The organism is Syntrophaceae bacterium (assembly GCA_013177795.1).
Taxonomy (GTDB): domain Bacteria; phylum Desulfobacterota; class Syntrophia; order Syntrophales; family UBA2192; genus UBA2192.
In genome coordinates, this window is the sequence record JABLXY010000003.1 from 161,853 (window position 1) to 187,855 (window position 26,003).

At 63.8% G+C, this 26,003-nt stretch carries 21 protein-coding genes; 6 read left to right on the forward strand and 15 right to left on the reverse strand.

All coding sequences use genetic code 11. The features are described 5' to 3' along the window. Nucleotides 1–82 precede the first annotated feature (82 nt). Together HPY67_10665 and HPY67_10670 are read left to right on the forward strand one after the other, a co-directional pair. Nucleotides 83–1,429: a transporter gene (locus tag HPY67_10665; GenBank protein NPV05180.1), complete on the forward strand. Its 1,347-nt coding sequence runs from the start codon at nt 83–85 to the stop codon at nt 1,427–1,429. 167 nt (nt 1,430–1,596) lie between these two features. Beyond that, entirely contained in the window at nt 1,597–3,300 is a 1,704-nt protein-coding gene (locus HPY67_10670; GenBank protein ID NPV05181.1) for a long-chain fatty acid--CoA ligase, read from the forward strand. A gap of 170 nt (nt 3,301–3,470) precedes the next feature. Here the strand turns inward: HPY67_10670 and HPY67_10675 are convergent, their stop codons facing one another. The 3 genes from HPY67_10675 to HPY67_10685 form a co-directional block, all read right to left on the reverse strand. Then, nucleotides 3,471–5,306, reverse strand: a complete 1,836-nt coding sequence (locus tag HPY67_10675) for a GNAT family N-acetyltransferase (GenBank protein ID NPV05182.1) — start codon at nt 5,304–5,306, stop codon at nt 3,471–3,473. Between the two features lie 263 nt (nt 5,307–5,569). Then, entirely contained in the window at nt 5,570–6,292 is a 723-nt protein-coding gene (locus tag HPY67_10680; protein ID NPV05183.1) for an enoyl-CoA hydratase/isomerase family protein, read from the reverse strand. Between the two features lie 213 nt (nt 6,293–6,505). Next, complete coding sequence (locus tag HPY67_10685; protein NPV05184.1) at nt 6,506–7,546, reverse strand: nitronate monooxygenase; 1,041 nt, start codon at nt 7,544–7,546, stop codon at nt 6,506–6,508. Between the two features lie 301 nt (nt 7,547–7,847). On the opposite strand from HPY67_10685, the gene HPY67_10690 reads away from it, so the two are divergent. Beyond that, nucleotides 7,848–8,303: a flavodoxin gene (locus tag HPY67_10690; protein ID NPV05185.1), complete on the forward strand. Its 456-nt coding sequence runs from the start codon at nt 7,848–7,850 to the stop codon at nt 8,301–8,303. 86 nt (nt 8,304–8,389) lie between these two features. On the opposite strand, the gene HPY67_10695 is transcribed toward HPY67_10690, so the two are convergent. The 7 genes from HPY67_10695 to HPY67_10725 all read right to left on the reverse strand — a co-directional run bounded on the left by HPY67_10695 (nt 8,390) and on the right by HPY67_10725 (nt 16,379). Continuing rightward, nucleotides 8,390–9,538: an acyl-CoA dehydrogenase gene (locus tag HPY67_10695; GenBank protein NPV05186.1), complete on the reverse strand. Its 1,149-nt coding sequence runs from the start codon at nt 9,536–9,538 to the stop codon at nt 8,390–8,392. A gap of 116 nt (nt 9,539–9,654) precedes the next feature. Next, nucleotides 9,655–10,437: a crotonase gene (locus tag HPY67_10700; protein ID NPV05187.1), complete on the reverse strand. Its 783-nt coding sequence runs from the start codon at nt 10,435–10,437 to the stop codon at nt 9,655–9,657. 85 nt (nt 10,438–10,522) lie between these two features. Further along, a complete protein-coding gene (locus HPY67_10705; protein NPV05188.1) occupies nt 10,523–11,383 on the reverse strand; it encodes a 3-hydroxybutyryl-CoA dehydrogenase in 861 nt (286 codons plus the stop codon). A gap of 229 nt (nt 11,384–11,612) precedes the next feature. Continuing rightward, nucleotides 11,613–12,902 (reverse strand): acetyl-CoA C-acetyltransferase, encoded by a 1,290-nt coding sequence (locus tag HPY67_10710; GenBank protein ID NPV05189.1) that lies wholly within the window; start codon nt 12,900–12,902, stop codon nt 11,613–11,615. Between the two features lie 93 nt (nt 12,903–12,995). Further along, a complete protein-coding gene (locus tag HPY67_10715) occupies nt 12,996–13,232 on the reverse strand; it encodes a four helix bundle protein (protein ID NPV05190.1) in 237 nt (78 codons plus the stop codon). A gap of 154 nt (nt 13,233–13,386) precedes the next feature. Further along, nucleotides 13,387–14,748 (reverse strand): acetyl-CoA C-acyltransferase, encoded by a 1,362-nt coding sequence (locus tag HPY67_10720; protein NPV05191.1) that lies wholly within the window; start codon nt 14,746–14,748, stop codon nt 13,387–13,389. A gap of 176 nt (nt 14,749–14,924) precedes the next feature. Further along, nucleotides 14,925–16,379: a long-chain fatty acid--CoA ligase gene (locus tag HPY67_10725; protein NPV05192.1), complete on the reverse strand. Its 1,455-nt coding sequence runs from the start codon at nt 16,377–16,379 to the stop codon at nt 14,925–14,927. A gap of 254 nt (nt 16,380–16,633) precedes the next feature. On the opposite strand from HPY67_10725, the gene folD reads away from it, so the two are divergent. Next, nucleotides 16,634–17,485, forward strand: coding sequence for a bifunctional methylenetetrahydrofolate dehydrogenase/methenyltetrahydrofolate cyclohydrolase FolD (folD, locus tag HPY67_10730; GenBank protein NPV05193.1), 852 nt, complete (start codon nt 16,634–16,636; stop codon nt 17,483–17,485). Between the two features lie 43 nt (nt 17,486–17,528). Continuing rightward, a complete protein-coding gene (locus HPY67_10735) occupies nt 17,529–18,635 on the forward strand; it encodes a glycosyltransferase family 9 protein (GenBank protein ID NPV05194.1) in 1,107 nt (368 codons plus the stop codon). Nucleotides 18,636–18,660: 25 nt separating this feature from the next. On the opposite strand, the gene HPY67_10740 is transcribed toward HPY67_10735, so the two are convergent. From HPY67_10740 to HPY67_10750, 3 genes are all read right to left on the reverse strand, one after another. After that, a complete protein-coding gene (locus HPY67_10740; GenBank protein ID NPV05195.1) occupies nt 18,661–19,488 on the reverse strand; it encodes a class I SAM-dependent methyltransferase in 828 nt (275 codons plus the stop codon). 1 nt (nt 19,489) lies between these two features. Beyond that, nucleotides 19,490–20,131, reverse strand: a complete 642-nt coding sequence (locus tag HPY67_10745) for a methyltransferase domain-containing protein (protein ID NPV05196.1) — start codon at nt 20,129–20,131, stop codon at nt 19,490–19,492. Between the two features lie 72 nt (nt 20,132–20,203). Beyond that, entirely contained in the window at nt 20,204–21,115 is a 912-nt protein-coding gene (locus HPY67_10750) for a glycosyltransferase family 2 protein (protein ID NPV05197.1), read from the reverse strand. Between the two features lie 159 nt (nt 21,116–21,274). Between HPY67_10750 and HPY67_10755 the strand changes: the two genes are divergently transcribed. Continuing rightward, entirely contained in the window at nt 21,275–22,888 is a 1,614-nt protein-coding gene (locus HPY67_10755) for a hypothetical protein (protein NPV05198.1), read from the forward strand. 42 nt (nt 22,889–22,930) lie between these two features. Here HPY67_10755 and HPY67_10760 read toward each other — a convergent pair whose 3' ends face one another. Both HPY67_10760 and HPY67_10765 read right to left on the reverse strand, forming a co-directional pair. Next, nucleotides 22,931–24,778 carry a polysaccharide biosynthesis protein gene (locus HPY67_10760; GenBank protein ID NPV05199.1) on the reverse strand — a complete coding sequence of 616 codons (1,848 nt, stop codon included), beginning with the start codon at nt 24,776–24,778 and terminating at the stop codon, nt 22,931–22,933. A 25-nt stretch (nt 24,779–24,803) separates the two neighbouring features. After that, nucleotides 24,804–25,991 (reverse strand): DegT/DnrJ/EryC1/StrS aminotransferase family protein, encoded by a 1,188-nt coding sequence (locus HPY67_10765; protein NPV05200.1) that lies wholly within the window; start codon nt 25,989–25,991, stop codon nt 24,804–24,806. Between the last annotated feature and the right edge of the window lie 12 nt (nt 25,992–26,003).

Genomic DNA, 26,003 nt, shown 5'->3' on the forward strand with positions numbered 1-26,003 from the left:
ATGATTACAGAAACCCGCAAGAGGAGAGCGCCCCCGGGCGCAGAATGCATCATCAGTTCTTTAATTATTAGGAGGGGGTACTATGTCCAGGAGGAGGTCTGTCTATCCGTTTCTAAGCGTCCTTTTCGTTCTTTTTCTCTCCACGTCCGCCTTCGGCGCCGGCTTCGCCCTGTATGAGGGCAGTGCCCGCGGCAACGTCCTCGGGGCGGGCCTGACGGCCACGGCCGACGACGCGTCGGCCGTCTTCTACAACCCGGCGGGCATCACCCAGCTCAAGGGCACCCAGGTCATGGGCGGCGCAACGTTCATCTACCCCAAGACGGATGTGCTGACCACCGGTTCGATCACATGGTCGGGCACACCCGGCGCCGCTGTTCCGGGCACGACCGGCACGGGAATCAACGACACGGGTTCGACCGACAACTGGTGGATCCCCGTCCACGCCTACATCACGCAGCAGATCAACGACAAATGGTGGGCGGGATTCGGCATCTTCTCCCGTTTCGGCCTCGGCACGCAGTTCGACCCGAACTGGCCCGGACGCTACAACAGCTACTACGCCCGCATCCGTTCGCTCGAGCTCAACCCCAACATCGCCTACAAGGTCAACGAGAAATTCTCCGTGGCCGGCGGCCTCAACCTCATGTATTTCGATCTGAAGCTCGAGCAGAAGATCAATGCCGGGACGTTCGGCGGGGCGGCCACGACATACCCGACTCTTCCCGACGCCAATTCGACGCTGAAAGGCGATTCCTGGGGGTGGGGGTTCAACCTGGCGATGCACTACAAACCCACGGAGGACTGGATGCTGGGTATCTCCTACCGCAGCCGGGTGAGCCAGAAGATCACCGAGGGTGATGCCGATTTCACGAAGCCCCCCCAGTGGGCCGCTTTCGGTGCAACCAATGCGTTGCTGCTGCGCGATACGAAGGCCTCCGGCGGCCTCCATCTCCCTGACGAGGTCTTCGCGGGCATCGCCTGGAAGGCAACTCCCACCGTGACCCTGGGCGGCGGCATCTACTGGACACGCTGGAGCAGTTACGACAAGCTCCAGATCACGTACAAGCTGCCCATCGCTCCGGGGGTCGATACGGTGACCAAGACGAAGAACTGGGAAGACGTCTACCGTTTCATGATCGGCGGTGAGTGGAAATTTATGCCCAACTGGAGAGCGAGCGTCAGTTACGCCTATGACCAGGAGCCGATCAACGACCAGTATGCGGATTACCTCGTGCCCGCGAACGACCGTAACATGTTGAGCGCGGGCCTCGGTTGGGACTACAGGAACTGGACGACTGATTTCTCCTACACGCTGATCCTTATCAACTCACGGACGATACCGGCCCGTCCGGCCGACGGAATACTGGCCTCGGAGTTCCGGAACGGTATCGCCCATCTGTTCGGGTTCAGCCTCGGCTACAAGTTCTAACCGCTGCTCCGAAAGAAAGCCCGGCTCGTCCGGGCTTTCTTTTCGGTGCTGACTTACAGGCTGCGGGCTGCAGGCCGAGGGTTTCAGCGGTAGATATTGCGTATCTTCTTCCGCAGGAACCTCATGCCTGACGCCCCAGGCCTAATGTCTGCCTTTTGAGGTGCCCCATGGCCTACGAAGACTCCATCTACTACAAGAAGCCCTGGCTCAAGTCCTACGAGCCGGGAGTGCCGGCCACGATCAACTACGAAGAGATCACCATGCCCGACATCCTGGACCGGACGGCGGCAAAGTACCCCGACAAGGCCGCTCTCATCTTCCAGGGATACTCCATCACGTACCGCCAGATGAAGGACATGGTGGACCGCTTCGCCACCTGTCTGACCGACTTCGGGGTCAAGCAGGGCGACGCCGTCGCGATCCTGCTTCCCAACACGATCCCGCTAGTAATCAGCTACTATGCCACGCTGCGTATCGGGGCGATCACCGTGCTCAACAACCCGCTTTACTCCGACCGGGAGCTGGAGCACCAGTTCAACGACTCGGGCTCCAAGGTGCTCATCACGCTGGACCTGCTGGGCAACCGCATGATCGACCTGCGGCCGAAGACGAAGATCAAGCAGATCGTCTACACCTCCATCGGCGACTACCTGCCCTTCCCGAAGAGCCTTCTTTTCCCGCTGGTGGCCAAAAAGAAGAAGATGGCCGCCGACGTCAAGCCGGCACCCGACGTCTACAAGTGGAAGGACTGCATCGCCAGGTACAGCCCCAACCCGCCGCGGCCGAAGATCGGCTTCGAGGACGTGGCCATGTACCAGTACACGGGAGGCACCACGGGCGTCTCCAAGGGCTGCATGCTCACCCACGCCAACCTGAGCAAGCAGATCCAGCAGGCCGAGGCCTGGTTCCGGCAGTTCAAGAAGGGCGACGAGATCTGCCTGGGGGCCCTGCCCATCTTTCACGTCTTCGGCATGACGGGCGCCATGAACATCTCCGTGCACATGGGCTGGACGGACGTGCTGATCCCCAGGCCCCAGCCCCCTCAGCTGCTGGAGGCGATACGGAAGTTCCGGCCCACCTTCGCGGCGCTCGTGCCCACCATGTACATCGGGATGCTCAACCACCCGGACCTCAAGAAGACCGACATGTCCTGCATCAAGGGGGCCTTCTCGGGAAGCGCGCCGCTGCCCGTCGAGGTCATCCACGAGTTCGAGCGGATCACGGGGGCCGTCATCGTCGAGGGCTTCGGCATGACGGAGACCACGCCCGTGGTCACCGTCAACCCCTTCGCGGGAGGCGCCCGCAAGGTGGGCAGTGTCGGCGTTCCCCTTCCCGATACGGAGGCGCGGATCGTGGACCTCGAGACCGGCCTCATCGACATGCCCGTCAACACGCCGGGCGAGCTCATCGTCCGGGGCCCCCAGGTCATGAAGGGCTACCTCAACAAGCCCGAGGAGACGGCCTACACGATCCGCAACGGCTGGTGCTTCACGGGGGACATCGCCCAGATGGATGAAGACGGCTACTTCTACATCGTGGACCGCAAGAAGGACATGATCATCTCGGGCGGCTTCAACATCTACCCGAGGGACGTGGACGAGGTCTTCTACGAGCACCCCAAGATCCAGGAGTGCTGCACGATCGGCATCCCCGACCCCAAGCGCGGCGAGAACGTCAAGCTCTTCGTCGTGCTCAAGGAAGGCGAGACGGCCACCCAGGAGGAGCTCATCGAGTGGGCCAGGGCAAAGCTCGCCGTCTACAAGCTCCCCACGGAGATCGAGTTCCGCAAGGAGCTGCCCAAGAGCACCGTGGGCAAGGTGCTGCGCAAGGAGCTCAAGGCCGAGGAGATGGCCAAGCGAAAAAAGGGATAGGCGAGCCACCCCCGTTCATCACAGCCGCAAAACAAAAGGGAGGATAGCGGGTTTCCGTTATTCTCCCTTTTTTCGCCGGAATAATGAAAACATGGAATGATGGAACACCGGGTCTCAAAATGAATTGAAAAACGCATTTTCCAATATTCCATGACTCCAACATTTCGTTTTTATTTGTTCAGCTTCTCCTCCTCCAGCCGCTTGAGCTCCTCCGGTGCGTCCTTGTCCCGGAAGGAAAGGACGATCTCGTAGGCCCCCTCGGAGACGACGGCACGGAGCGGGAAGGGCGTTTTTTCGAAGACTCGGAGCATGGCCTTGTTGTCGAGCAGCACGTCGGCCCGGAACCCCTCGATGCCGCCCTGCTCGCGGGCGATCCGGATCAGCATGTTGAGCAGGTACGTCGAGATCCCCTTGCCCTGGTAGGCCTCGTCGACGAGGAATGCCGTGTCGGCGTAGGGCCTGTCCGGCAGGCGGACGTAGCGCCCCTCGGCGATGATCTTCTCCACGCCATCCTCCAGCACGACCCCCACGATGGACATGGTCTTCCGGTAGTCCACGTTGACGTATTCCTGCATCTTCCCGTGCGGCATGGCCTTGATGCGGCAGAAGTAGCGGTAGTAGACGGCCTGGTCGGAGAACCGGTAGAAGAGCCTCCGCATCCCGTCCTCGTCGGAGGGCTTGATGGGCCGGAAATGGACCTTGAGGCCATCCTTGAACGTCTCCGTCCGGGCGAGGTGCTCGGGGTAGAGGTGCCCTGACTCGGCCAGGAAGATCTGGTCCCGGTAGAGGATCTTCGCCTCCTTGGCCTCCTCCACGAGCCGCGGCCGGTCGTCGGGGTGCGCGATGTCGATCATGGCCTGGGCCCTCTCCCGGATCGTCCTCCCCGTGAGGTAGGCGACCCCGTACTCCGTCACGACCATGTCGAGGGACTCCTGGTTGGTGAACTGGTTGGGGTAGTCGGCGATCGAGACGAGAATGTTGGACTCGCCCTTGCGGTTGCGGCTGGGCAGGGCGAAGATCGTGCGCCCCCCGCGGGAGAATGCCGCCCCGGCGAAGAGTTCCGCCACCGCGCCCGGCCCCGCCGTTACGTTGCCCCTGCCGACGTGCAGGGCGATGCCGCCTGTGAGGTCGGCCCTGCGGGCCGGCAGGATGGCCATGAAGCGGTCGTTGAGCCCGATGTTGCGGGGGTTCATGACGACGTCGATGGGCTGAAAGTCCACGAGCGCGTTGCCGTCGAGCCACTGCATCAGCACCGGGGTCCCCAGCACGTAGGCGGCCACCGATTTGCCCTGGAAGAACCGCTTGCGCCGGTTTGTGACGGCGCCGGAGTTTACGAGATCCATGAGGGCGTCGGTGAAGAAAGGCGTGTGGATGCCGAGGTGCTTCTTGTGACGGAGATGGCCGGCCAGGGCCTCGTAGATGGGCCCGATGGAGAAGGACAGGCAGCTGCCGTCCTCGACGACGGCCGCGATGTGCTCGGCGATCCGGTCGTAGGCCTCCGGGACGGGCCAGCGGGGAAGGTAAATGGGGGGCTCCTTCGCCTCGACGAAGAGGTCGAAATCGTCGATGTGCACGAAGGTGTCGCCGATCGTCCGGGGGATGCCGGGGTTGATCTCCGCCACGACGAGCGACGCCTGCTCCATGGCGTGGCGGGCCACGTCGACCCCGAGGCCGAGGCTCGCGTGTCCCTGCCCATCGGGCGGGGTGATCTGGATGACGGCCACGTCGATGCGGACGGCCCCCGACCGAAAAAGCCAGGGGATCCGGGAAAACCGGCTCGGGATCAAATCGACCCGGCCCGCCGTGACGGCGTCGCTGGCCACCCAGCCGGAATAGAACGTCTTGAGGCGGTATTTCTTCGAGTAGCGCTCGTCGATGGAGACCGTGTCGCCAAGGCTTACGAGCTGGATCAGCTCGAGGTCCTGGAGGTTCCCCCTGTCCGAGGCCATGAGGTGCCTGACGAAGGTGCGCGGCTCGGCCATCCCCGTGCCGAGGAAGATCGTCATGCCGGGCCTGATCTTCTCCAGCACGGCCTCGGGATCGACGATCCGGTCTTTCCAGAAGGGCGGGTTCTTGGGGCCGTGGAGCACCGAGAATGTCCTCCTCTTGTTTTCATTTGCATTATGAAGGCAGGAACGTCCCGGAGTCAACCACGGGAAGTTGGGAAGTTTTGAAGTTGTGAAGCTTGGAAATATCGCAGGGCAAGCATACGGCTCCCGGGGCTGTCCGAGCTTCTCAACTTCTCAGCTTCCCAGCTTCTTTTTTTAGATCAGTCCTTCCAGAACAGCTTCAGCGGCTCGATGTACTTCGGGTCTTCTTTCTCGATCACCTCGACGATCCCCGCGTGGAGGCGGCGCTTCATCTCGCCGAAGACGCCCCGCTTCTTCTGGAAGGTTTTCGCGAAGGCCATCGTTTCCGCGATGAGCGTCTCTTCCGTGTCGCAGGCCTTCACGAGGACGCCGCAGGCGGCCATCTCCTTCGCCGTATAGCGCTTTCCCGTCAGGGCCATCTCGTTGAACGTGTCGTAGGGGATGGCCTTCTTCAGGAAGGCGATCATCCCCGGCAGGAAGGGGATGCCGATGTCGATCTCGGGGAAAAAGAAGAACCCCCTGTCGGCGCGCATGAGGCGGAAATCGCAGGCGCAGGCCAGGATGGCCCCGTTGGCCGCCGCGTGGCCGTTGAGGCAGGCGATCACGGGCATGGGGTAAAGCAACACCCGCTTGAACACGCTGTTGATCCCGTACATGAAGTCACGGATCGCCTGGATGTCCTTCTGCTGCATCTTCCCCATGATCCAGTTGAGATCGATCCCCTGTGACCAGCTCTTCGCGTCGCTTGACAGGATGACGACGGACGAGGCTGCGGGGTCCTTCTCGATCTCGTCGAGCGCCCCGAGAAACGCCGTGACGAACTCGGGGTTGTGCCTGTTCTCACCGTTGGTTAAAGTGATGACGGCGACGCTTTCCTCTTTCCTCCACTCCAGAATGGACATCTCTTTTCCCTCCTGCATGTCGTTGAGAACCGCGGATCTCGTTTGGGGACGCGGCTGTCGATGGAAGAAGCACCCTCTCCCCCTGCGGGAGAGGGCAGGGTGAGGGGGCCTGACATCAGTCGTCACCCTCCCCTTGATCCCCTCCCGTCGAGGGAGAGGAAACGATGAGGCCTTTTCTTGCGGCCGCGTGAAGGGAACCAGCCCGGTGAGCCATCAAAACGGAATGGCCCGGTCGAGCCTCTCGCGCACCTGCGCCGCCTCGGCGACGATCCGCTCCATCAGCTCGGCCACCGACGGGACATCATGCACGAGGCCCGTCACCTGTCCCACCGTGAGAACGCCCTTCTCATTGTCGCCGCTTTCCGTTGCGATCCGGATGGCCTTGAAGGCGTTGGCCATGAAGGCCATTTGCCTTGCGTTCTTCCAGCCCGAGGCCAGCACGCCGAAAAAAAGCTTTGCATAGGGAAGCCTCAACTGGCGGGCGATATCCTTGGAAGAGAAGAACGCGGCGGGGAGGTCGAGGCCCCTCTTGATGGCCCTTCGGGCCGCCGGCGTGTCGAGCACCCGGCAGGGCAGACCGTCGAAGCGTTCCGAATAGAGGGTGTCCGTCACGTCCTTTTCAACGGAGAGCCTTTTGAAGGTCTCGTGCAGGGGGCTTTCCTTCGTCGTCATGAAGCGGGTCCCCATGGCGATTCCCTCGGCCCCGAGGGCGAGCGCCGCCGCGAGGCCCCGGCCGTCCGCGAAGCCCCCGGCGGCGATGACGGGGATCTTCACGGCATCGACGATGCTCGGGACAAGCACCAGGCTTGTCACGTCGCCGCCGTGGGCGGCCGCCTCGTGGCCCGTTACGAGAAGCGCGTCGGTTCCGTACTCCGCGGCCCGCATGGCGTGGCGGCGATTGACGACGGTGGCGACCACCTTGCCCCCGTACTCGTGGGCCGCCTTGACGAGCCAGTCCCCCTTTCCGAGGGAGAAGTTGATGACGGGAACCTTTTCCTCCAGGAGGACCGTCGCGTTGCGGGCCGCCCCGGGGAAGAGCAGGGTGGCGTTGGCCCCGAAGGGCTTGTCCGTGAGCCTGCGGATCTCGCGGATGGCCGCCCGCGTCTCGTCGGGGTGCAGGGGCCCCGTGGCGAGGATGCCCAGGCCCCCCGCGTTGGAGACGGCGGCCACCATGCTCGGGACGCTGATCCAGCTCATGCCGGACAGGACGATCGGGTACCGGATGCCGAACAGTTCCGTGATTTTGGTCTTCATGCCCCCTCCTGCGGCACGCGGTTTGACTGCTGGTCGTATACTGACCGCCGGTCATAATTTTCACGAATCGCACCGCCTGTCAAGGGAAAACTGCGGCGGAATTTGTTTGCGGGGAAGGGTGCGGGTGTGGCAAGTGTTTTAAAGAAGAGGGTGAGAACGTGAGAGGGTGAGAATGTTGGATGAGCCGGTAGACGAACGCATGCTGAGTGCTTCTCCAACCCTCTTACCTTCAGACCTTCTTACCTTCTGTTTTCCACCGATTGACGATATGGGCATGGAGCAGCAAATCCTGGAGACGAACATGGCAAGGATATTAGTGGTCTACCACTCCCAGACGGGCAACACGGAGCGGATGGCGAAGGCCGTGGCCGAGGGGGCGGCCGCCATCGAGGGGGCCGAAGTCGTCCTGAAGCGGGCCGGCGATGCCACCCTGCAGGACCTCCTGGACTGCCAGGGGCTGGCCGTCGGCACTCCGGAGAACTTCGGCTACATGTCCGGCATGATCAAGGATTTCTTCGACCGGACCTACGAGCAGGCCCGGGGCAAGGTGTTCCGCAAGCCCTACGTGGTCTTCATCAGCGCCGGAAACGACGGAACGGGGGCCCTGCGCAACATCGAGCGGATTGCCCTGGGGTACCAGTTCAAGAAGGTCTATGAGCCCGTGATCTCGAAAGGGAGGCTCACGGAGGAGACCCTGGAGAAGTGCCGGGAGTTGGGGCAGACGCTGGCGGGAGGATGCGTGGAAGGGATTTATTAGATGGGGGCATTGGGGAAAGAAAAAGGGCCGGGGGCAACCCCCCGGCCCTCTCCTGTCAAGCCGTTTGAGAGCTTTCGCTCAGTGGACTACCGGGCGCCGAGCAGCTTGCGGGCGATGACGACGCGCTGGATCTCGTTGGTGCCCTCGTAGATCTGGCAGATCTTGGCGTCCCGCATGTGGCGCTCCGCCGGGTACTCCTTGCAGTAGCCGTAGCCGCCGAAGATCTGGACGCCCTCGATGGCGGCCCGCATGGCCACATCCGAGGCGTACATCTTCGCCATGGCGGACTCCTTCTCGTAGTCCATGTCGTTGTCCTCCATCCAGGCCGCTTTCAGCAGCAGCAGCTCCGCCGCCTCGAGCTCCGTCGCCATGTCGGCGAGCTTGAACTGGATGGCCTGGAAGGAGGCGATGGGCTTGCCGAACTGCACGCGCTCCTTGGCGTAGTTCAGCGCGTCCTCCAGGGCCGCCTTGCCGATACCGCAGGCCTGGGAGCCGATCCCGATGCGGCCGCAGTCGAGGCCCATCATCATCTGCTTGAACCCCTGGCCGACCTTGCCCAGCAGGTTCTCCGCCGGGACCTCGGCGTCCTCGAACACCAGCTCCGCCGTCCCCGAGGCCAGGATGCCCATCTTCTCCTCGATCTTGCCCAGCGAGAAGCCCTTGGTCTCCTTGAGGTCGACGATGAAGTTCACGACGCCCTTGTAGCCGAGCGACGGGTCCGTCGTGGCGGCCAGCACGCAGTAGCGGGCCACGTTGCCGTTGGTGATGAAACGCTTCGTGCCGTTGATGATGTACTTGTCGCCCTTGAGGATGGCGCGGCAGGCCAGCGACGCCGCGTCGGAGCCCGCGTTGGCCTCCGTCAGGGCGTAGCAGCCCTCGACCTTGCCGCTCGCCACGGGCGTGAGGTACTTGAGCTTCTGCTCGTGGGTCCCGAAGGTCTTCACGGGGTAGCCGTAGAGCGAGTTGTTGACGGAGACGATGACGCCGCAGCTCGCGCAGGCCTTGGAGATCGCGATCATCGCGTGGACGTAGGTCACGTTGTCCATGCCGGCCCCGCCGTACTCCGTGGGGATCGCAACACCCATGACGCCCATCTCGCCCAGGGCCCGGCAGATCTCCTCCGGGTGCCGGTGGGTCTTGTCGAGCTCCGCCGCGATGGGCTTGATCTTCGTCTCGGCGAACTTGGTTACCTGGTCCTTCACCATCTGCTGCTCTTCGGTCAGTGCGAAATTCATAACGTGTCCCCCTTTAAGGATTTATTATGTGTATCAAGGCGCCGTGTCTCCGTCCTTTGATACCGTGCTGTTGATGTCCTGGCAGATCCCTGACCTCTCCGCCGATCATCCGGGTCTCACTTGCCCTTGAACACCGGCTTCCTCTTCTCGAGGAACGCCTTCATGCCTTCCTTCTGGTCGTCGGTGCTGAAGCACTGCGAGCAGCACTCCGTCTCGAGCCGCATGGCGTTGTCGAGGGCCAGGTCGTAACCGAAGTTGATGGCGTGCTTGGCCATCTTCAGGGCGAAGCCGGGCAGCCCCGCCAGCTTCGCGGCCATCTTCTTGGCCTCCGGCATGAGCTGATCCAGCGGGAAGACCTGGTTCACGAGGCCGATCTCGTAGGCCCGCTTCGCGTCGATCTGCCCGCCGAGCATGATGTACTCCTTGGCGCGGCCCATGCCCACGAGGCGGGCCAGGCGCTGCGTGCCGCCCCAGCCGGGGATGAGCCCGATGAGGATCTCGGGCTGGCCGAAGCGGGCGTTCTCCGAGGCCAGGCGGATGTCGCAGGCCATGGCCAGCTCCACGCCGCCGCCCAGGGCGAAGCCGTTGACCGCCGCGATGACGGGCTTGGGAAGCGTCTCGTACATGCGGAAGGTCTCGATGCCCGCCTCCATGAACTCCATGGCCTGCTGGGGCCTCAGCTCGGCCATCTGCGCGATGTCGGCGCCGGCCACGAAGGACTTCTCGCCTGCGCCCGTGATGATGACGGCCTTGACCGCCTCGTCGGTCTTGCACTTGACGGCCGCGTCGTAGAGCTCGCACATCACCTCCGAGTTCAGGGCGTTGAGCGCCTTGGGCCGGTTGATTGTGATGGTGGCGACCCCGTCGGCCGCCTCGAACAGGATGTGTTTGTATTCCATATCCGTACCGCCCTCCTTTCTGTTGAAGATCCCGTTGGGTGCGGGGCAGGGGCCGGAAGAGCCCCTGCCGCCGTTTCATCGCCGGTTACTTCTGGCTGTAGTCGTAGACGCCGCGGCCGGTCTTCCGCCCGAGGAGCCCCGCGTCGACGTACTTCTTCAGCAGCGGGCAGGGACGGTACTTCGAGTCGCCGAAGCCCTTGTAGAGGACGTCCATGATGGCCCAGCAGGTGTCGAGGCCGATCAGGTCGGCCAGCGTGAGGGGCCCCATGGGGTGGTTCATGCCGAGGCGCATGATGTCGTCGATCGCCTTGGGTGAGCCGACGCCCTCCATCAGCGTGTAGAACGCCTCGTTGATCATGGGCATGAGCACGCGGTTGGAGACGAAGCCCGGGAAGTCGTTGCACTCGACGGGGATCTTGCCGAACTGCTTCGAGAGGGCCTCCGTCGTGTTATAGGTTTCCTGCGACGTCACGAGCCCGCGGATGATCTCGACGAGCTGCATGACCGGCACGGGGTTCATGAAGTGCATGCCGATGACGAGCTCGGCGCGCTTGGTGGCCGCCGCAATCCGGGTGATGGGGATCGACGAGGTGTTCGACGCGAGGATCACCCCGGGCTTGCAGACCTCGTCGAGCTTCTTGAAGATCCCGAGCTTGAGGTCTTCACGCTCCGTGGCCGCCTCGACGACGAAGTCCGCATCCTTCATGTCCTCGAGGTTCGTGCTCTTCTTGATCCGGCTGAGGATCTCCTTCTTCTGGTCCTCCTTGATCTTGTCCTTGGCGACCAGCCGGTCGAGGTTCTTGGAGATCGTGTCGTACCCCCGGTTGACGAACTGGTCCGCGATGTCGTTCATGATGACATTGATCCCGCCCGGGTACGCCGCGACCTGGGCGATACCATTGCCCATCTGACCAGCCCCTACGACGCCGATTGTCTTGATTGCCATCTTCCTTGCCCTCCTTGTCCGTAAGTTTTATGGGTCATGAGTCCAGCCCGAACCGGCGCTCCGTCCGCGTGGAAATCCTCTCTCCAGGGTGCGGGTGTGACGCGCGGAACGGCGAATCTCCAAAACCGGCGGACCGGCCCCGGCGGGGGACGCAAGCACCCGCCGGGGACCGGACTGTGTGCGAGGTGATGAAGCCCGCAGGGCTTCCGTTGACTGTCGGGATGACGGGTTACGCCTTCTCGAGAACCATGGCCATGCCCTGGCCGCCGCCGATGCACAGCGACGCCAGGCCGTACTTGTGGCCGGCCTTCTTCATCTGCATGGCCAGCGTGTAGGTGATGCGGGCGCCCGTGCAGCCGATGGGATGGCCGATGGAGATCCCGCTTCCGTTGAGGTTGCACTTGTTCAGGTCGACGCCGAGCTCCTTGATGCAGCCCAGGGCCTGGACGGCGAACGCCTCGTTGAGCTCGATGACGCCCATGTCCTTCATGGTGAGGTTGAGCCTCTTGAAGAGCTTCCGGACCGCCGGGACGGGTCCGAGACCCATGTAGGCCGGGTCCAGGCCGCCCGAGGACCAGCCCACGATCTTGGCCAGGGGCTTCAGGCCCAGCTCCTTCACCTTGTCGGCGCTCGCGACGACCACGGCGCAGGCCCCGTCGTTGATGCCCGAGGCGTTGCCCGCCGTGACGGTTCCGGTCTTGCTGAACACGGGGGGCAGCTTCGCCATCTTCTCGAGGGTCGTCTCCATGGGCCGCTCGTCGACCTTGAAGACCTTGGGGTCGCCCTTCTTCTGGGGGATGACGACGGGGACGATCTCGTCGGCCACGGCGCCGCTGGCGATGGCCGCGCGGGCCCTGCGGTGGCTCTCGTAGGCGAGCTGGTCCTGCTCCTCCCGGGAGATCTTCATCTTTGCCGCGATGTTTTCCGCCGTGAAGCCCATGTGGTACCCGTTGAAGATCTCCCACAGGCCGTCGTGCACCATGAGGTCCGTCAGCTTGCCGAAGGGCATGTTCATGCGGTAGCCCCAGCGGGCGTCGGCCAGGGCGTAGGGGACGTTGCTCATGTTCTCCATGCCGCCCGCCACGATGATGTCGGCCTCGCCCGCCATGATGGCCTGGGCCGCCAGCGCGATGGCTTTCATGCCGGATGCGCAGACCTTCTGGACCGTGAAGACGTTGGTCTCCTCGGGGAGACCCGCGAAAATCGCCGACTGCCTCGGGGGGTTCTGTCCCACACCCGCGGTCAGGACGTTGCCCATGATGACCTCGTCGAAGTAGACGGGCTTCAGGGCCTTGTCGTAGTCGTAGTGCTTCTTCTGGATCTCCGTCATGTCGAACTCGCCGAAGACGGAGGGACGGGCCGCCTTGACGAAGTCGCTGATCGCCGGCCTCAGGCCCGCACGGACGATGGCTTCCTTGATCACGAGCCGGCCCAGCTCAACGACGGACACGCCTCTCAGAGAGCCGCCGAATTCCCCGACGGCCGTCCTCGCTCCACTGACAATGAATACCTCTTTCATCCTTATCCACTCTCCTTTCAATAAAATATTGGCAAATGGCAAATGGCTTATGGCTTATGGCAAAAGGCTCATACTGCAGATTCAATCTTTGGCTCAAGAACGGGCAGTGATCAACCTTGACAACATGCCTGACACCTCCATGCACCTGCTCTCGATTTCTTTGAACGCATCGGTTGCGATGTATCCGATTTCGTGTGCGATGATGGCTTGCGTCAGAACCTCTGCAGATGAACCTTTTGCCATATAAAGATGCCCGATGGCCTGCTTGTCTGTTTTCAGTTCATCTCCTTCGGCGATGTTGCTCGGAATGGAAATCGCAGCACGTCTCACTTTATCCCTGAAACTGAAATCAGTTCAGAAAGGGCCATGACTTGTCAGGTCGTAACTGAAGACGGCCGATTCCTTTCCTTTTTGCCAGACCCGAAGGCTCTTGAAGCCTTCTCTCCCCACCCGAGGTTAACCCTTTCGCCTTTTGCCCTTCGCCCTATGCCTCTACTTTGATCAGCATCGCATCCCCCTGGGCGTGGCCCGAGCAGATGCCGCAGACCCCGAGGCCGCCGCCGCGCCGGCGCAGCTCGTAGGCCAGCGTCATGAGGATGCGGGCGCCCGTGGCGCCGATGGGGTGGCCGTAGGCGATGGCGCTGCCGTTGACGTTGACCTTCTTGAACATCTCCTCCTTGCTCATGCCGAGGATCGAGCGGGCGCTGATGATGGCCACCGCGGCGAAGGCCTCGTTGATCTCGACGAGGTCGATGTCCTTGAGCGTCAGGTCGTTCTGCTCGAGGACCTTCTTGATCGACAGGCCGGGCACCGTGGCGATGTCCTTGGTCTGCTGGGAGACCTCGGCATAGTCGAGTACGGTGAAGAGGGGCTTCATGCCCAGCTCCTTGGCCTTCTCGGCGCTCATCATGAGGCACACGTCGCCGCCGTCGTTGACCCCGGGGGCGTTGCCCGCCGTCACGCCGCCGGGCTGCCCCGTGACGGTGCTCTTGTGGTTGAACACGGGGGGCAGCTTGGCGAGCCCCTCCATCGTCGTCGCCGGCCGCGGGCCCTCGTCCTTGTCGAAGATCACGACGTCCTTGCCTTTCTTGATCTCCACGGGGAAGATCTCGTCGTTGAGCCTGCCGGCCTTCATCGCCTCGACGGCCCGCATCTGCGACTGGTAGGCCCACTCGTCCTGGTCCTGGCGCGTGTAGCCGAACTCGTCGGCCGTCTCGGAGCCGTGGATGGCCATGTGCCGGTTGTAGAAGGCATCCCAGAGGCCGTCGTAGACCATGAGGTCCACCACCCGGCCGTTGGGAAGGCCCATGCGGCTTCCCCAGCGCATGTCGGGAAGCGCGTAGGGGCAGTTCGACATGCTCTCCTGGCCGCCGGCGATCACGATCTCGGCGCGGCCCGTCTGGATCATCTGCACGGCCAGGTCGATCGTCTTGATGCCCGAGGAGCAGACCTTGTTGACGGTGATGGAGGGCACGGACTCGGGAAGCCCCGCCAGCAGCGTGGCCTGGCGGCTGGGGACCTGGCCGCAGCCCGCCGGGACGACCTGCCCCATGATGACGTAGTCCACGTCCTCTCCCTTCACCTTGCCTCCCGTGCGGCGGAGGCACTCCTTGATCGCGAGCGCGCCCAGCTGGGGGGCGTCGAAGTCCTTCAGGGCGCCGCCGAAAACCCCGTAAGGCGTCCGGCAGGCCTCCACGCAGACGACCTGGCGGAGGTTCTTGTACGTGTTCTTCGTCTTTCTCCCCATCCCCTTGTAGTCCGGCTTCCTCTCCCCGAACTTCGCGATGGGGGCGCCCTTGTAGTATTCGGCCCTCGTCTTGTCCAACTTCTGCGGTACTTTTTCCATCTCTTCTTATACCTCCTCTTCTCCTGTGAGGGACGAACGGCGCTCCGCCCGTCCCTTCTGATTTCATCTCTCGCCGCCGGCCGCGGGGGGCGGCAGGGGAAGGCCCCTGCGCGGCGCAAGTCCGGCGCGGCGGTCCACCGGCTTCCCGCACCCTCGCCGGGCGCCGGAAGCCGGGGTTAGCTCAAACGGTCAACGAACTCGATTTCTCTCGGGATCTTATACGAGGACAGGTAGGTTCTGCAGTGCTTCAGGATGGCCTTTTCGTCTGCAGAGGCCCCCTCCTTCTTCACGACGAGCGCCTTGACGACCTCCCCGCGCATGAGGTCCGACTTCCCGATCACCTTCGACTCCGCCACGGCGGGGTGCATGTTCAGGACGATCTCCACTTCCCGGGGATAGACGTTGAAGCCGCTGGTGATGATCATCCGCTTCTTGCGTCCCTTGAGGAAGATGTGGCCGTCGGCGTCGATGAGCGCAAGGTCACCCGTGTGCAGCCAGCCGTTGCGCAGCACCTGGGCCGTGGCCTCCTCGTCCTTGTAGTAGCCCTTCATGACGTTCGGGCCCCGGACGATGAGCTCCCCGATTTCCCCCCGCGGCAGGTCCCGCCCGGCGTCGTCGACGATGCGGGCCTCGACGCCCGGGATGGGGACGCCGATGGAGCCCGGCTTCTGGACCATGTGGAGCCGCGTGACGGAGCACACGGGCGAGGCCTCCGTGAGGCCGTACCCCTCCCGCAGCGGAACCTTGAACTTCTTCTCGAACTGGGGCATGTAGGCCGGCGGCATGGTGGAGCCCCCCGTGACGCAGTATTTCAGGGAGCTCATGTCGTACTTCTCGGTCCCCTCCTGGAGCAGCATGCCGAGGTAGACGCGCGGCACGGCGGTCATGTAGGTGATCTTCTCGGTCTCGATGGCCTTGAGGATGCCGTCGATGCTGAAGGCGTCGAGCATGACGACGCAGGCGCCCATCAGGATGGGGTTGAGCATGTTGGCCACGGCGCCGAAGGAGTGAAAGAGCGGGATGAGGCTCAGCCCCGTGTCCCGCTGCGACCCGTCGAAGAGCTCCGCCAGCAGCCGGGACTGGGAGATGAGGTTGCCGTGGGTGAGGACGGCGCCCAGGGGCTTGCCCGTCAGGCCCGAGGTGTAGATCATCACGGCCGGGTCGTCCTCGGCGGCGTCGGAGGCCTCGAACTCGAAGGGCCCGTCTTCCATGGCCTTCTTCATGGACAACGGGCCCTCGTCGATCTCCGTCAGCAGGAGGTGCCGGCAGGTGGCGAGCCGGTCCCTGATCTCCTCGAATCGGCGGGCCGACTGGGCCGTCGTGACGAGCACCTTCGCATCGCTGTTGTCGAGGAGGTACTGAAGCTCGTAGGCTGTGGACATGACGTTGAGGGTCACGGCCACGGCGCCCAGCTTCTGACAGGCGAAGTAGGTGATGGGGAATTCGGGGGTGTTCGGCAGCATCAGGGCCACTTTGTCGCCCTTGCCGATCCCCATCGTTTTCAGCCGGTTGGCCAGGGAGTTGACGGCCCTGTCCATGGCCTGGTAGGTGATCCGGGAATTCTCATAGACGAGGGCCCTGTTGTCCTTGTAGATGCTGCAGGATTCTGCGAACAATTTCCCAAGGTTCATAAGGCCTTCGGACCCCCGAAAATTTACGGGCGAACCATATCACAACGGGGTCAACTTCTCAACAGAAAACATCAGAAAAAATGGGCATTCCGGGGCTTTTGGCCGGCGAAAAAACGTTCAGCGCGATGCATCCCGGAGGGCGCGCAGACCCCCCTTTTTCCCCTCCTTTCCTTGACAATTCGGGCTGCCTGCGGTACAAGCAGAAACCTCTTGGAATATTGAAATGTTGGAAGAAGGAAGGGACGGGGTGGACGATGGCCGAAGTGATCGACGGAAACCGGATCGCCCGGGAGGTGCGGGAGGAGGTAAGGGCACAGGCCTTTGAATTAAAAGAGAAAAAAGGAATCACACCGGGCCTGGCCGTGATCCTCGTGGGGGAGGATCCCGCCTCGAAGATCTATGTGGGCCGCAAGGAGAAGGCCGCCGCCGAGGCCGGGTTCCTGTCGCGCGAGTTCCGGCTGCCCGCCGAGACGACGGAGGACCGCGTCCGGGAGATCGTCGCCGGTCTCAATGCCGACCCCTCGATCCACGGCATCCTCGTTCAGCTGCCCCTTCCGAAGCATATCAGCCCCGACGTGGTCATCGAGACGATCGACCCCCGCAAGGACGTGGACGGCTTTCACCCCGTCAACATCGGGGGGCTTTTCACGGGGCGCCCCGGCCACAGGGCCTGCACCCCGCTGGGGGTCATCGAGCTGCTCGACCGCACGGGGATCCCCATCGAGGGAAAGGAGGCCGTCATCGTGGGCCGCAGCAACATCGTGGGCAAGCCCCTGGCGCTGATGCTCCTGAACCGCCACGCCACGGTGACGGTGTGCCACACGCGGACGAGGGACCTGCCGGCCGTGACGAGGCGCGCGGACATCCTCGTGGCCGCGGCGGGCAAGGCGGAGATGATCCGGGGCGACATGGTGAAGGAAGGCGCCGTGGTCATCGACGTGGGGATCAACCGCGGGGCCGACGGCAAGCTCACGGGGGACGTGGCCTTCGCCGAGGCGGCCGCCCGGGCATCCTACATCACGCCCGTGCCGGGCGGCGTGGGGCCCATGACGATCGCCATGCTGCTCAAGAATACCCTGCAGGCGGCCTCGTCATCCGGCGGCTGAGCGGACAGGGCCGGAACCTGACATCATCGGGAAAGAAGACACCGTGCTCATCAAGGGAAGCCTGCCCTTCGGCAGACCCATCTCTAGTGTCCTCGTCGTCCAGCTCGGGGACATCGGCGACGTCGTCTCCGCAACCCCCGCCTTTCGGGCCGTCCGCGAGCGCTTCCCGGAAGCCCTGCTCGCCGTGCTGGTCCGGGAAGGATTTGGTGGCCTGCTCGAAGACGACCCCGGTATCGACCGGGTCTTCGAGGTCAGGAGGAAGCAGGGCATGCTCGCCGACCGGGTCCTGGAGCCGCTGCGGCTCATCGGCCGGCTGAGGCGGCAGCGGTTCGACCTCGTCATCGACCTGCGTGGCGACGACCGGGGTGTCTACATGTCGCTTGCCTCCGGGGCCCCCGTCCGCGCGGCGATGCGTTACGGGCACATGCCGTGGCGCGACGCTTTCTATACCCACCTCGTCATTGCGCCGCCCCCCGAGAAAAGAATCCGCGGCGCGGCCCACCAGTCCCTCGACGTCGTCCGCCCCCTCGGGATGGACACCCCTGATCCCGTGCCCCGGCTGCATATATCCGCGGATGCCCTGCAAAGGGTCCGCCGGCTCCTCGCCGAGCAAGGCGCGGGGGCCAGGGCTCAGGTGACGATCAACCCCTTCGCGCGCTGGAAGTACAAAGAGTGGGAGTACGAGAAATGGGCGGAGGTGATCCGGTGGGTCGGAAAGGAGAGAGGGTATGTGCCCGTGCTCGTCGGCTCCCGTGAGGAGCGTCATGATGCGGCCGGGATAGCCTTGGAGGCGGGCGGGGGTGTGATCAATCTGGCGGGAGAAACCTCTCTGAAGGAACTTGCCGCCCTGCTGAGCCTGAGCGCCTTCCACGCGGGCGTCGACAGCGCCGCGCCTCACATCGCCGCCGCGGTCGGCACGCCGACCATCACGATCTATGGGCCGACGGACTGGCGGGACTGGGCCCCGGAGGGAGGAAGGCACCGGGTGATCCGGCCCGACAGGGACTGTGTGCCCTGCAGGGACAAGGGCTGCCGGGGGGAGGGGAGGAGCGAGTGCCTGGAGGAACTGGGGGCGGATCGCGTGATCGGGGAGATCGATGCGTTCATCCGGACGTCGGGTCCGGGTGCGAAAGAAGGACCCGGAAGGTGAAACGATCAGGCCGCGGGGGAGGAACTCAGTCTTTCCTGCGGGCGATGACTGCGTAGCCCGACCCGGAATAAAAGGTCGCGATCAGCCTCGCCAGGAAGCCCGGCACGAACAGGCTCTCCAGCCTGCGGCGGACATGCTCCGAGAGGTAGGTCTTCTCCCGTATGACCTCGAAGCCTGTCGCTGCGAGAAGGGCCCTGAGGGACCTTGGGGCAAAATGATAGAGGTGGTAGGGAAGATCCCAGTCCGGCCATTCCGCCCCCATCTTCACGGCATCAGTGCCCTCGTGATTGGGCACCTCGATGACGAGCAGCCCCTCCGGCTTCAGCCACCCCGCCATCCTGTTCAGGCTCTCCAGCGGGTGCCGCATGTGCTCCAGCGAGTGCCACAGGGTGAGCACGTCGACGGTGCCCTCCCCGAGTTCGATTGCGTCCATGGGGCCGATGCTCACGGGAATCTGCAGCTCGCCCGTGATGTAGGAGGCGGCCCAGTCCGACAGGTCGACACCGCGGACCCCGTAGCCTGCCCGCTTCGCCGCGAGCAGGAAGTATCCCATCCCGCAGCCGATGTCTACCACGAGGCCCTCTTTCTTGAGCGGCCTGAAGAACCTCAGCCGATGGCTCTGCTGCGAGAGGCGACGCTGCATCTCCGGCGAGTCGACGGGCAGCTTCTCGGTGTAATGGCTCTTGAAGTATTCCCTGTCGTAGAGGCTCGCCAGTTCTTCCGGTTCGGGCCGTGGGTCCAGGACGCCGAGCCCGCACCCGGCGCACTTGTACACGGTCCAGCCCTGCTTCTCGACGAGCCTCGTGCGTTCAGCGCAGGCGCAGACGATGCATGCTGAGGGAACCCGTTCCATGTCAGCCGGGGTGATTGAGGCGCGTGGCGACCTCGTAGATGGGCTTCGTGAACAGATGCGTCACGCACTGCGGTTTCTTCCTCAGGATCCGGAGCAGCAGCTTGAGCTTGAAGAGCGCGACCCCCGGGCCCCGGTTGTGCAGGGCCCGCCGGTTCTTGATGATGGAGAAGAGCCTGGTTCCCGCCGTGTCGAATTCGATGAACGCCGCGGGCTTCCGGGCCTTCAGGAACACGCCTTCGACGTAGGGGTCTTTCCAGAGCTCCTCGATCACGAAATCGGAAAAGATCTCCCTCATGTCCGACAGCTCATAGCGCCAGTGGTCTTCCGGGAACGCGTGAAACCCGCAGCCCCGGGACCTCGTCGTGATCAGCAGGACCCCGTTGGGTCTGACGAGATGCTTGAAGTGGGAAACGACACGCCTCCAGTCCTTGACGTGCTCGAGCATCTCCGTCGAGATCAGCAGGTCGAAGGAGTCGAAGTCGAAGGTGTGCAGCAGCTGCGTCGCATCGCAGACCACGTCGACGCCGGGCCCCGCCTCGAGGTCCACCCCGACGTAGCGCGCCGGGCCCATGGGGGCGATGATCGACCGCAGCGTCCCGTTCACGTCCAGGGCCCCCACCTCGATGACGGACTTTCCCCTCACGTCCTCTTCCTTCAAGGCGATGCGAGCAAATTCCAGACAGCCCTTGTGGCACATGGTTCGACCCTTTCCCTCTCAGGTTTCCGTTTTCCGCCCCGGGCGGCCTAGCGCTGCCCCGGAGGTCTCCGCATCCGCGATCGTGTCGCACAGGGCCCGGTACTTCGCGAGCTTCGCCTCCGCCTGCGCCCTGTCCCGCGCGAAGGGTCCCAGCAGCCGCAGCGTCGCGATCCTCCACCGCGCCTTCAGCAGGTGGTCGCGCGTGATGCGCCGGATCACCGCGGGCTCGTAGTGCTTCCGGTAGAAGACGTACTCGGCGAGGAATTTCCGCCGCCAGACGTCGTAGGATGGGGAGGCCGCCTCGCTGTACCCGCCCACGTGGACGACGACGGCCTCCTCGACATAGCCGATCTCGAAGCCGGCCTGCCGGATCCTCAGGCAGAGGTCCTCCTCCTCCCCGTACAGGAAGAAGCGCTCGTCGAACCCTCCGACATGCCGTATGACCCCGGCCGGCGCGATCATGCAGGCCCCCATGACCCAGGCGATCTCTCCCTTGAGTCCCCGGTAGAGCTCCGGCGCGTACTTCTGCCCGAGGTAGCGGCGCGAGACGGACTCCTGGGTCCGCCCGTCGGGGTAGATGAGCCTCGGCCCCGCGAGGCCCACGTTCGGCCGGCCGTCCAGGAAGGCCGACATCGCGGCCAGCGCCCCGGGCCGCACCAGCGTGTCGGGGTTGAGAAAGAGAATATGACGGCCCCCGCATTGCGGGAGCGCCATGTTGTTTGCCGCCCCGAAGCCCTGGTTCACGGGGCTCTGGATGAGGCGCACTTCGGGAAATCGCCGGCGGACCGTGTCGGCCGTCCCGTCCGCCGAGGCGTTGTCCACGACAAACACCTCGAGCGCCATGCCGGGCCCATCCAGCACGGATTCGATGCACGGACCGATCAGGCCGGCGGAATTGTAGGTGACGATGATGACGGAGAGGTCGATCATCTACTTCATCGTTTCCGGAACCCGGCCGCCCTTTCAGGACGGAGTCCCGGCGTGAGCGGGCGGTCTGCCCTTTGCGGGGTCAACAGGTGACTTCAGGGGAATTTTGTGGTATCTGTGCCTTCGACGGGCGACAGGGGGTGCCCTGTCGGGAGAGGGATGATGAACTCGAGCGCGTTCAACTCTGCGATGGAGCGCCTGGGGACCGCCTTCGGCCGGTTCGACGAGCGGACCATCGTCGCGTTCATTCTCCTTGGTGCCCTTGCCCTTCGCGTGGCGCGGGCGCTTCTGACGGCCGTCGTCAACACCGACGCGGCGGTGTATCTCTACCAGGCCAAGGCCCTCTACCTCGGGCTGTGGTCCTCCGTCAACGCCTGCAGCATCAAGTCCGTCACGGCCCACCCGATCGTCACGGCCGGCATCTACTTCCTCACCCGCGACTGGATCGTCTCGATGCGGGCGGCCTCGATCCTGTTCGGCACGCTGACCCTCATCCCGCTGTACGGCCTCGCGCGTCTCTTCTTTTCCTTCCGCACCAGCTGCCTCGTGACGCTGCTCTTCGCCGTCATGCACGTCTTCGTGAGCGCCGGCGTCGACGTCGGCCGCGACCCGGCCTACTGGTTTTTCTCGGCCTGCGGTCTTTACTTCTTCGCGGCCGCCGTGAAGCGGGAGAAGCTCTGGTATTTCTCTTTAGCCGGCATCGCCTTTACGCTGGCGGCGTGGAACCGGATCGAAGCCGTGCTGTACCTGGCCGTGACCGTCCTGTACCTGGTCATCCGGGGGACGGCGGGGAGGTGGAAAAATCTGATGGCCTTCCTGGCCCCCTTCCTCGCGGGCGTCGGGATCGTCCTGGTCCTGGCGGCCCTGTCTTCGCGGGGCATCTACTGGTTCCGCATCGACGAGATCCCCGAGAGGTTCATGGCGGCATGGTACACCTACCAAGAACTGCGGGTGAATCTGGCGGCCATGATTCAGCGCCCGCCGGAAGGCTTTACGTTTCAGTTTTTCGAGAGCGTCCGCAGCCTGCTGTGGCTGCTGGGACTTGGGGTTCTGTTGCAGAGCACGGCCGAGGCCTTCTTCTACCCCTTTGCGGCCCTGTTCCTGGTCGGGCTCTTCGACTTCAGGAAGTGGCGCCCCGCCGGTCTCGCGGGATATTTCGCCGCACTGGTCGCCTGCGGCTTCGTTCTTCTCTACCTCTATGCCATGCGGACCTGGACCATGGAGAATCGGTATCTGGCCCTCATCATCCTGCCGTCCTTCCTGTTCCTGGGCTTCGGCCTGGAAAGAATCCTCTCGCTCCTTCAGCGGCGATGGAGCATGAAGGACGCGGCGGCGGTCAGCCTGTGCGCCCTGCTCATCGTGCTTCTTGCCGTACCGAAGCAGCTTGTCTTTCATGAGAAAGACAAGGCGGTGTTCAAGGAGATCGGGACGCGTATCGCAAAGGAAGAGGGAAACGAACGGACCGTCGGCATTCTCTCGATCGGCACGTCCATGCGCTGGGTCTTTCTGTACAGCAACCTGGACGTCCCGGCACTTTCCTGTCCCGACGAGGACTATCTTGCCGGGATATCCCCCGCCAAACTTGTCGGGAACAGCTATGCCGAATTCGTGAAAACGGTCGATGCCCGCGGCGCGCGTTACGTCGTCTGGGAGGAGAAGAACTGGCCGACACGGCAATTCGACCTGCTCAAGATTTTCGATCCCCGCGATTTCCGCATTGCCGGCGAGTGGTTCCACAGGGACACGGGCCGGATCGTGCTGTTCAAGCGTCTCTGACGGCCGGAAAGTCCGCTTTTCCTTGCCCCGTGATTCCGCGGTTCAGGACCGCTCGTACTCCGGGATGAGCTCCTTGAGCGCCTCCTTCAGCCGGTCCGTATCCTGACCCCTGGCGATGTCTCCCAGGCGGTCGATTGACGCGTTCAGCGTCTCCCCGTCGCCTGGCGTTCCCCGCAGGACCAGCACCTTGCTGTGCCCCGTGGGCACGATCCCCTCGCCCACGGTGATGAGCTCCTCGTAGAGTTTCTCCCCCGGCCTCAACCCGATGAACTCGATGGCAATATCCCGGTCCGGCTCCAGGCCGTTGAGCCGGATGAGGTCCCTTGCCATGTCAGCGATGCGGACGGGCTCCCCCATGTCGAGGATGAAGATCTCCCCGCCCTCTCCCATGGCGCCCGCCTGGAGGATCAGCTGCGCCGCCTCCGGGATCGACATGAAGTAGCGCGTGATCTCGGGGTGCGTCACCGTGACAGGCCCCCCCTGCGCGATCTGCTGCTGAAACAGGGGGATCACGGATCCGGAGCTGCCGATCACGTTTCCGAAGCGGACGGCCATGAAGCGAGTCTCCCCGGCCCTGTCGGCGCTCTGGACGATCATCTCGGCGACGCGTTTCGAGGCCCCCATGACGTTTGTCGGACGCACGGCCTTGTCCGTCGACACGAGGACGAAGTGCGTGACCCCGTTCTGCCGGGCCGCCTCGACGACGTTTCTCGTGCCCAGGACGTTCGTCTTTACGGCCTCTCCGGGATGGAGCTCCTGCATGGGCACGTGCTTGTAGGCCGCGGCGTGGAACACGACGTGCGGCTTGTGGCGCGCAAAGACCCGCATCATCAGCTCCCGGTCCCGGATGTCAGCCAGGCATGCCTCCACGGTCGTGTCGAGCCTTCGCCGGCGGCAGTCCAGCTCGATCCGGTAGAGGTTGTATTCGCTGAAGTCCATCAGGATCAGGGACTCGGGACGGTACGGGCCGATCTGGCGGACGAGTTCCGAGCCGATGGATCCGCCCGCCCCCGTGATCAGGACCCGCTTGCCGCGCAGAAACGCCGCGATCCGGTTCACGTCGAGCTCGACCTTCTCCCGGCCGATGAGGTCCTCCATCGAGACCTCCCGGATCGTGTTGACGGTGATCCGGCCCTCGATCAGCTCTCCGATCTTGGGGATGGTCCGGTACCGCTTGCCTGTTTTTTCGCAGGCCTCGACGACGCGCCGCATCACGTCGCCCCGCGCCGAGGGGATTGCGATGAGGATCTCGTCGTAGGCGACAGGGAGATCCTCGATGTCGCCGACGGTGCCGAGGACAGGGATCCCGTGAATCGCCTTTCCCGCCTTCCGGGGGTCGTCGTCAAGGAAACCGACGGGCTCGTAGTGGACGCGGGGGTTGTCGAGGATCTCGCGGAGGAATTTTTCCCCCGCATCGCCCGCCCCGATGATGAGAAGACGCTTCCGGGCCTTCCTTTTAGAATCGCTGTTTCTGCGGAGGGAAAAAAGATCGCCGACGTGGTTGGTCGTGAAGACCCTTGCGGCGATCCGTACCCCTCCGACCAGAAAAATGGTCAGCCCCCAGTCCAGGATGAAGACCGAGCGGGAAAAACCCTCAAAGCGGAAGAGGAAGAGGATCGCCAGGGCTGCGACCGCCGTGGCTGCGGACGAGGCCTTGATGACGTTCTGCAGATCGACGATGCTCGTGTATCTCCACAAACCCCGATAGAGGCCGAAGAAGTGGAAAGCGACCAACTTCACGACAAGAAGATGGGGCAGGGTTTTTTCGATGTTCTCCCACTGCCAGGGCGGGATATCGCCCTCGAAGCGGAGTGCATACGCCGAAAGGTATGCGACGGCGACGAGGAGGGCATCGAGGCCGACGAGCAGGTAAAAATGCGCGCTTCGGATCAGGTGTTTCACGTAGCGGCCTTCTTCAGTTCCGGGTTTGTGCCGAGGCTGACTCGAGGACCTCGGTCAGGACGCGGCAGGTCTTTTCTATCTCTTCGCGCGTGAGCGTCGGGTGGACGAGGAACATCAGGCTCGTCTCCCCCAGCTCCTTTGCAGCCGGCAGGCGCTCCCGCGGCCGTGAATCGCCCTTGTCGAAGGCCTTTTCCAGGTACACCTCGGGGCAGATCCCGGTGTAGCACGGCACACCCCTGCGGTTGATCTCTTCCAGGATTCGGTCGCGGCTCCAGCCGGAGCGGAGCCGCTCCGGACGAACGAAGAGATAGCACTTGTACCAGGCGTGAACCGTGTCCTCGGGCAGAGCGGGGACCCGCAGTGCGGGTAAAGCCCGGGCCGCCGCGCGGATCACCTCGGCATGTCGGGTTCGGACTGCATGCCACTCGGGCATCCGCTTGAGCTGGATGCGCCCGATGGCGGCCTGCATCTCCGTGAGCCTCCAGTTGGTGCCGATGGTCTCGTGCAGCCACCGGAAGCCGGGAGGGTGCTGCTGGCGATAAACGGCTTCCCAGGACTTTCCATGGTCCTTGTAGGACCAGGCCTTTTCCCACCACTCCCGGCGGTTCGTGGTCAGCATTCCCCCCTCGCCGCCCGTCGTGATGATCTTGTCCTGGCAAAACGACCAGGCGCCCAGGTCGCCGATTGCCCCCACCGGCCGCCCCTTGTAGCGGGCCCCGTGGGCCTGGGCGCAGTCCTCGATGATGAAAAGGCCCTTTTCCGCGGCCAGCTTCAGGATCGGGTCCATGTCGCAGGGCATCCCCGCCAGGTGAACGCAGATCACGGCGCGCGTCCGGGGCGTGAGCACGGCACGTATCGATTCGGCTGTGATGTTCTGGCTGTCCCGGTCCACGTCGGCAAAGACAGGCCGCGCCCCGGCATTGACCACGCAGGAAACAGAGGCAATGAAGGTCCGCGGCGTCACCACCACATCATCGCCGGGCCCGATGCCCAGCACGTGGAGGGCCAGATCCAGGGCCACCGTCCCGTTTGCCAGGGCGACGGCGTGCGCGCAGCCCGCCCAGGCAGCAAACTCCCGCTCGAATTCCCGGCATTCGGTCCCCGTCCAATAGTTCACACGGTTGGAAAGCAGCACCCGCGCGACGGCATCGGCCTCTTCCTTCGTGAACTCCGGCCAGGGCGTGAAAGGGGTGTCCAGCATCGTGTTCCTCGG

Coding starts and splice junctions, on each gene's coding strand:
- HPY67_10665 (NPV05180.1), top strand. CDS start 83: ATGTCCAGGAGGAGGTCTGTCTATCCGTTTCTAAGCGTCCTTTTCGTT.
- HPY67_10670 (NPV05181.1), top strand. CDS start 1,597: ATGGCCTACGAAGACTCCATCTACTACAAGAAGCCCTGGCTCAAGTCC.
- HPY67_10675 (NPV05182.1), bottom strand. CDS start 5,306: ATGACGATCTTCCTCGGCACGGGGATGGCCGAGCCGCGCACCTTCGTC.
- HPY67_10680 (NPV05183.1), bottom strand. CDS start 6,292: ATGTCCATTCTGGAGTGGAGGAAAGAGGAAAGCGTCGCCGTCATCACT.
- HPY67_10685 (NPV05184.1), bottom strand. CDS start 7,546: ATGAAGACCAAAATCACGGAACTGTTCGGCATCCGGTACCCGATCGTC.
- HPY67_10690 (NPV05185.1), top strand. CDS start 7,848: ATGGCAAGGATATTAGTGGTCTACCACTCCCAGACGGGCAACACGGAG.
- HPY67_10695 (NPV05186.1), bottom strand. CDS start 9,538: ATGAATTTCGCACTGACCGAAGAGCAGCAGATGGTGAAGGACCAGGTA.
- HPY67_10700 (NPV05187.1), bottom strand. CDS start 10,437: ATGGAATACAAACACATCCTGTTCGAGGCGGCCGACGGGGTCGCCACC.
- HPY67_10705 (NPV05188.1), bottom strand. CDS start 11,383: ATGGCAATCAAGACAATCGGCGTCGTAGGGGCTGGTCAGATGGGCAAT.
- HPY67_10710 (NPV05189.1), bottom strand. CDS start 12,902: ATGAAAGAGGTATTCATTGTCAGTGGAGCGAGGACGGCCGTCGGGGAA.
- HPY67_10720 (NPV05191.1), bottom strand. CDS start 14,748: ATGGAAAAAGTACCGCAGAAGTTGGACAAGACGAGGGCCGAATACTAC.
- HPY67_10725 (NPV05192.1), bottom strand. CDS start 16,379: ATGAACCTTGGGAAATTGTTCGCAGAATCCTGCAGCATCTACAAGGAC.
- folD (NPV05193.1), top strand. CDS start 16,634: ATGGCCGAAGTGATCGACGGAAACCGGATCGCCCGGGAGGTGCGGGAG.
- HPY67_10740 (NPV05195.1), bottom strand. CDS start 19,488: ATGGAACGGGTTCCCTCAGCATGCATCGTCTGCGCCTGCGCTGAACGC.
- HPY67_10750 (NPV05197.1), bottom strand. CDS start 21,115: ATGATCGACCTCTCCGTCATCATCGTCACCTACAATTCCGCCGGCCTG.
- HPY67_10755 (NPV05198.1), top strand. CDS start 21,275: ATGAACTCGAGCGCGTTCAACTCTGCGATGGAGCGCCTGGGGACCGCC.
- HPY67_10765 (NPV05200.1), bottom strand. CDS start 25,991: ATGCTGGACACCCCTTTCACGCCCTGGCCGGAGTTCACGAAGGAAGAG.